Origin of the sequence: Novosphingobium sp. Chol11 (assembly GCF_945870625.1) — a bacterium.
Taxonomy (GTDB): domain Bacteria; phylum Pseudomonadota; class Alphaproteobacteria; order Sphingomonadales; family Sphingomonadaceae; genus Novosphingobium.
This window is the reverse complement of sequence record NZ_CAMBTS010000148.1, coordinates 1-5,479: the sequence shown is the minus strand read 5'-3', so window position 1 is coordinate 5,479 and position 5,479 is coordinate 1. Positions and strand designations below refer to the sequence as shown.

5 protein-coding genes are annotated in these 5,479 nt (G+C 63.6%); 3 read left to right on the top strand and 2 right to left on the bottom strand.

Features of this window, described 5'->3' with window-relative positions:
- Positions 1-1,382 (bottom strand): molybdopterin-dependent oxidoreductase (locus tag Q0O40_RS15190; protein ID WP_295531767.1); only part of this gene is annotated, 1,382 nt, incomplete at its 3' end.
- Positions 1,383-1,553: 171 nt separating this feature from the next.
- Between Q0O40_RS15190 and Q0O40_RS15185 the strand changes: the two genes are divergently transcribed.
- From Q0O40_RS15185 to Q0O40_RS15175, 3 genes are read left to right on the top strand one after another with little or no spacing between them, the layout of a single operon-like run.
- A complete protein-coding gene (locus Q0O40_RS15185; protein WP_295531764.1) occupies positions 1,554-1,925 on the top strand; it encodes a GFA family protein in 372 nt (123 codons plus the stop codon).
- 57 nt (positions 1,926-1,982) lie between these two features.
- Positions 1,983-3,302 (top strand): MFS transporter, encoded by a 1,320-nt coding sequence (locus tag Q0O40_RS15180; protein WP_295531761.1) that lies wholly within the window; start codon positions 1,983-1,985, stop codon positions 3,300-3,302.
- 14 nt (positions 3,303-3,316) lie between these two features.
- A complete protein-coding gene (locus tag Q0O40_RS15175; protein WP_295531758.1) occupies positions 3,317-4,090 on the top strand; it encodes an SDR family NAD(P)-dependent oxidoreductase in 774 nt (257 codons plus the stop codon).
- Here Q0O40_RS15175 and Q0O40_RS15170 read toward each other — a convergent pair.
- The coding region (locus tag Q0O40_RS15170; protein WP_295531755.1) for an FAD-binding protein at positions 4,076-5,479 on the bottom strand (1,404 nt) is incomplete at its 5' end. The two genes, Q0O40_RS15175 and Q0O40_RS15170, sit on opposite strands and share 15 nt — an antisense overlap.

The following is a 5,479-nucleotide window of genomic DNA, read 5'->3' as shown; positions in this document are numbered from 1 at the left end:
TCGCAGAAGTTCTCCGAGACGTTGTTGATGTCCTCGCGCTCAAGGCACATGCTCGGCGCGAGGATCAGATCGGCACGCTTCGCGCTGGCCGACATCCACGGATCGATCTGGATGAACAGGTCCACCGCATCGAGCGCGCGGCGCACCTTCTGCTGGTTGGGAAAGGCGATTTCGGGATTGCCGCCGATCGAGATCAGTACTTTGATCTGGCCCTCGCCCGGGGTGAGGATTTCATCGGCAAGAACGTTGCATGGCATCTCACGGCCCAATTTGCCGATGCCGCGAATGCGCGACTGGGCAAAGCCTTCGCCGAACATCGGCACGATCGGGGCCACTTGCGCCTTTTTGGGGCCGGCGGCGTGGGGCTGGAACAGCGAGGGATTGGCGACCTTATCGCCCTCCTGGTTGAACCGCGCGCACAAGGTGTTCAGCGCAACCACAAGATACTCGGTGAGCGTGCCGTTGCCCGCCATTTCAGGGCCAGTGCCAGTGACCACCCTGCCCTTCTGCGCGCTGGCAAAAAGCCGCGCGGTCTTGATCAGGGCATCTGCATCGACCCCGGCGCGCGCCGCGGCAACCGCAGGGGGGAAGTGCCTCACCGCCTCTTCCAGTTCGGCCACGCCATCGACATGTGCGGTGACGAAATTGCGATCATAGAGCCCTTCGGACAGGATCACATGGAGCATGCCAGCCAACAGCGCCGGGTCCTCGCCGGGCTTCACTGGCAGGAAGACATCGGCCAATGCGCCGATATCGCTCTCGCGCGGATCGGCGACGATGATCTTCATACCCCGCGCCTTGGCATCGCGCAGCCGCCGCGAGGGCGAGAACGGCGGCAGGCCGCCGCTGGGCGAATAGTGCGAGACCAGCGGATTGTTGCCGACGAACATCACCACATCGGAATCTTCGAAATTGTTGGGCCCGCCCATCCATGTGCCATAGCGCGCGGTGGTGAACACTTTCGCCGGCTGATCGACTGTCACGCTGGTATAGTAATTGCGCGAACCGATGGCCTCGGCAAAGGCAAAGGCCGTGCCGAGTACAGCGCTGTTTTGAAATGCGTTGGTGCCGCAATAGAGCGCGATGGAGTGGGGACCGAATTCCTCGACGATCGCCTTCATCCGCGCGCCTGCTTCGGCCAGCGCGTCGGCGGTCGAGATTTCGACGAATTTGCCCTCGCGCCGGATCAGCGGCTTCAGCAGACGCTCAGGCAGATTGTGCATATCGGGCATCTGGCGCCCTTTGACGCACGTGTAGCCGTGGAACAGCGTATCCTCGCTATCGCCGCGCACCGCCGTCACCTGATCGTTTTCGATATCAACCAGCATCGCGCAGCTGGCGTGGCACAGCCTGCAAAATGTCCGCTTTGTATCGATTGTCATTGGTTTACTCACCTAGATTATACCTTAATTGAGACTGCCACGCGTCGCCGCGATCAACACCCATCCAAAGTGGTAGGGGGCAGCAGCGCCGGTAATCGGCACTATACGCAAAACGGCTGAAGGAGACCTGAAATGACCGAGATACGACAAGGTGGGTGCCTCTGCGGGGCTGTGCGCTATGAAGCGGATTGGCCGCCCATGATGGTAGCGACATGCAGCTGCAAGAATTGCCAGAAGCAGGCCGGATCGGCGCTTTCAATTCTGGCCGTCCTGCCACAGAGCGGGCTTCGCGTCACCGGCGAGCTGACAACGTACAACGACATCGCAAAGAGCGGAAACACCGTTTATCGCAAATTTTGCGGAAGCTGTGGCTCGCCGGTCATCACCGAAACCCCTGAAGCACAAGCTCAAGGCATGATCTTCATCAAGGCGGGATCGCTCGACCAGGCTGAAGATTTGAAACCGACGGTGCATTTCTGGACCAGCACTGCGCAGCATTGGGTCGTATTCCCCGAGGGCGGCAAGCAGCTCGACACGCAATAGCGCGCCTATTGAAATCAGGAGTGTTGCAGCCCGGTAGGTCATGCAACCTTCTGATTTGTGACTACCCAACCCGCCGAGGCCGGCGCGGCCTCCGGCACTATCTCTCAAACGATCTCACCCGCCCGCGCGAACTACGTTCTGGCGGTGCTGTTTGCGGTCATGATGCTCAATTTTCTCGACCGGCAGATCATTGCCCTGCTGGCTGAGCCCATCAAGCGCGAGATGAAGCTGACCGACCAGCAGATCGGGCTGATGACCGGCCTTTCCTTTGCGCTGGTCTATACCGCCATCAGCATCCCGCTGGCGACGGTGGCCGACCGCTGGAACCGCAGCCGGTTGATTGCCATCGCCGTGGCGGCATGGTCGATTGCCACGGTGATGTGCGGACAGGCGGGCAGTTTTGCCCACTTGTTCCTTGCGCGGATCGGGGTCGGCATCGGCGAGGCCGGCTCTGGCCCGGGTTCGCATTCCCTGATCGCGGCGCTGTTTCCGCCCGAGCGGCGGGCGAGCGCGCTGGGCATATTGGGCGCGGCAATCCCGGTTGGCTCGTTCCTCGCCTATACCGGCGGCGGCTTTATGGTGCAGTATTTCGACTGGCGAACCGCCTTCCTGCTGGCCGGCTTGCCCGGACTGGTGGTTGCGCTTCTGCTGTGGTTCACTGTCCCCGAACCACGCGGATCACCGCCGATTTCCGCCATCTTCGTGCGCACGCCCGGAGCCCCAACGTTTCGCGCGGCGGTGGGCGAGCTTGTGAAGATCCCGGCCTATTGGCACCTCATGGCAGCAACCACGCTCATCTCGTTCATTTCCTATGGGCTGGCGGCGTTTACCGCCGGGCTGGTCGTGCGCGTCCACGGCATAAGCTACGGCGAGCTGGGGCTTAAGCTGGGCGTGATGGTGGGCCTGACCGGCTTTGTCGGGGCCATTCTAGGTGGGCGCGTCGGGGATTGGCTCAACCGGCTGCGCCCGGGCTTAGCGCTGCATAGCGTGGTGCTGACGATGCTGCTCGCCGGCCCTGGCATGATCGCTGCGGTCTATGCGCCCAGTGCCAACCTCACCTTCCTGCTGCTGGCCATCCCCACTTTTGCCGCCACCGCCTATTTCGGCCCGACCTATGCAGTGATCCAGAAGCTGGCGAGCGATACCAATCGGGCGCTGGCGGTCGCTTTGTTCGTGTTGCCCTCAGGGCTGATCGGCCTTGGCCTTGGCCCGGTTTTCGTGGGCACTTTGTCCGATGCCTTTTCCGGCGGGATCAAGGCCGACGAGGGCGCCGGATTGCAACGCGCGCTCGGCATTCTTGGACTGTTTTACTTTTGGGCAGCGTTCCATTTCTGGCGCGCCCAAGCCTCGCTGACCAAAAGAGCTTCACTCACCTAACGCACGGAGCATTCATGAACATTCTCGACGCATTCCGGCTCGATGGCGAAGTGGCAGTCGTTACTGGCGGCGGCAAAGGCATCGGGCGCGGCATTGCCATCGGACTGGCCCAAGCCGGAGCTGCGGTGGTCGTCGCCTCGCGCACGCAAAGCGATCTTGACGAAGTGGTCGCCGCGATTGCCGGCATGGGCGGCAAAGCGCTCGCGGTTGTTACCGACGCGACCGATAAGGCGAGCCTAGAAAATCTGGGCCAGAAAGCCGCCGCCCATTTTGGCAGCATCACCATATGGGTGAACAATGCTGGCGGCATCCCGGATGCGACGCCGCGCTATCTGGTCAAAACCAGCGAGGCCAGCTGGGATGCGATGATGGACCTCAATCTCAAGGCCGTGTGGATGGGCGCGGTGGTCGCGGCTAACCACATGCGCGATGATGGCGGGGCCATTGTCAACATCTCGTCGCGCGCCGCCATGGGCCCGCAGGTCAAAAACGCGCCCTATGGCGCGGCCAAGGCGGCAGTGAACAGCCTGACTGCCTCGCTCGCGGGCGAACTGGCTCCCAAGATCCGCGTCAACGCGGTTGCGCCGGGGCCAGTGCTCACGCAAAATTTCGAGGAATGCCTCAAGATCGAAAACGACGAACAGCGCGCCGCCGTGCTCGAACTCATGGGCATTCCCTTGAAGCGCTATGGCCGCACCGACGATATCGCCGCCGCTGTGCTGTTCCTCGCCTCGCCCGCCTCAAGCTGGATTTCAGGGCAGTGTCTCTACGTGTCAGGCGGGCGTTAACGCATTGGCGCGCGCGGCTTGCCGCCCGGCGATATAGCCGAAGGTGAGCGCAGGGCCGAGCGTGCCGCCGGCCCCCGCATAGACACCGCCGGTGGGGCAGGCGATCACGTTGCCCGCCGCATAGAGCCCGGCAATGGGTTGGCCATCATGGCCCAGCACACGAGCGCATGCGTCAGTCTTTGCCCCGCCATTGGTGCCCAACACGCCGAGGTGAAGCGGCGCGGCATAAAAGGGCGCTTGCGTGAGCGGCCCCAAAGTGGCGTGCGCGCCGGGCTGGCTGCGGTCGCCATAAAATCGGTCATAGTCCGCCTCGCCCCGCCCGAATTCGCTGTCCACGCCCCGTTCGGCATCGGCATTGAAGCGGGCGACAGTCGATTCCAGCGCGTCTTTGGGCAGGCCCAGCTTTGCCGCAAGCTCCGCCAGCGTAGCCCCGGTCTCCATCCAGCCGGGCACTTGCGGCCCCGGCATCGTGCCTGCCACTGGCCAACGCAGCTTGTAGGCATGATCGAAGATCAGCCACGCGGGCAGATTGGGATAGCCGTAGCTGCCAGGATCGAACGTATGAAACGCGCCCGCGATGGCCGAATAATTGACCGCCTCGTTGCAAAACCGCCTCCCCGCGCGGTTGACGATCAGGCTGCCGGGCAAGGTCCGCTCGATCAGCACCGGTTGTGCGCGGGGATTGCCATCGGGCCAGGTCTCGCCGGTGGCGATGGTGGGGCACCACCAGGCGCTGGTCATGTTGCCCAGCGCCGCACCCGCGCGCATCAGCGCGGTGAGCCCGCTGCCCATGTTGCTGGGCGGCGAGGCCGGAAAGGCAATCGGGCCGCGCAAAAAGGTCTGCGCCAGATCGGCATTCCATTCAAACCCGCCGGTTGCCACGATCACCGCGCGCCGGGCGCCGATCTCCACGTCGCCCGCCGCGGTGGTCGCGATCAGCCCGGTAACCGCCCCGCCCTCTTCACACAGCCGCGCCAGGCGGTGTTCCAGCCGGAAATCCACCCCTGCGGCGAGACAAGCCTCTAGCATACCGCCGACCAGCGCCTGACCAAATCCGCGCGCATCCTTGGCCACGCGCTCGGCGATCACCTCCGGCGCGACGACACCGCTGCCGCCGCCGAGCGGGGTCTCGCTGAGCATCAGCGGATAGACCGTGCCGGTCGCCACGCGGTCTTTCCATTCGCCCAGCGCGTCATAAGAGAACAGGCCGCTATCGAGCGCCCGCCCGCCTTCGTGCAACGCGCCGGGCCGATCGCCATAATAGTCGGGATAGCCGCCCAGCGGCATGAAGCTGACGCGCGAGTTCCCCTCCAGAAAGCGCAGCGCATCGGCAGCAGTATCGACGAACGCCTCAAGCACATCGGCGCGCAGATCGCCGTTATCAAGCGC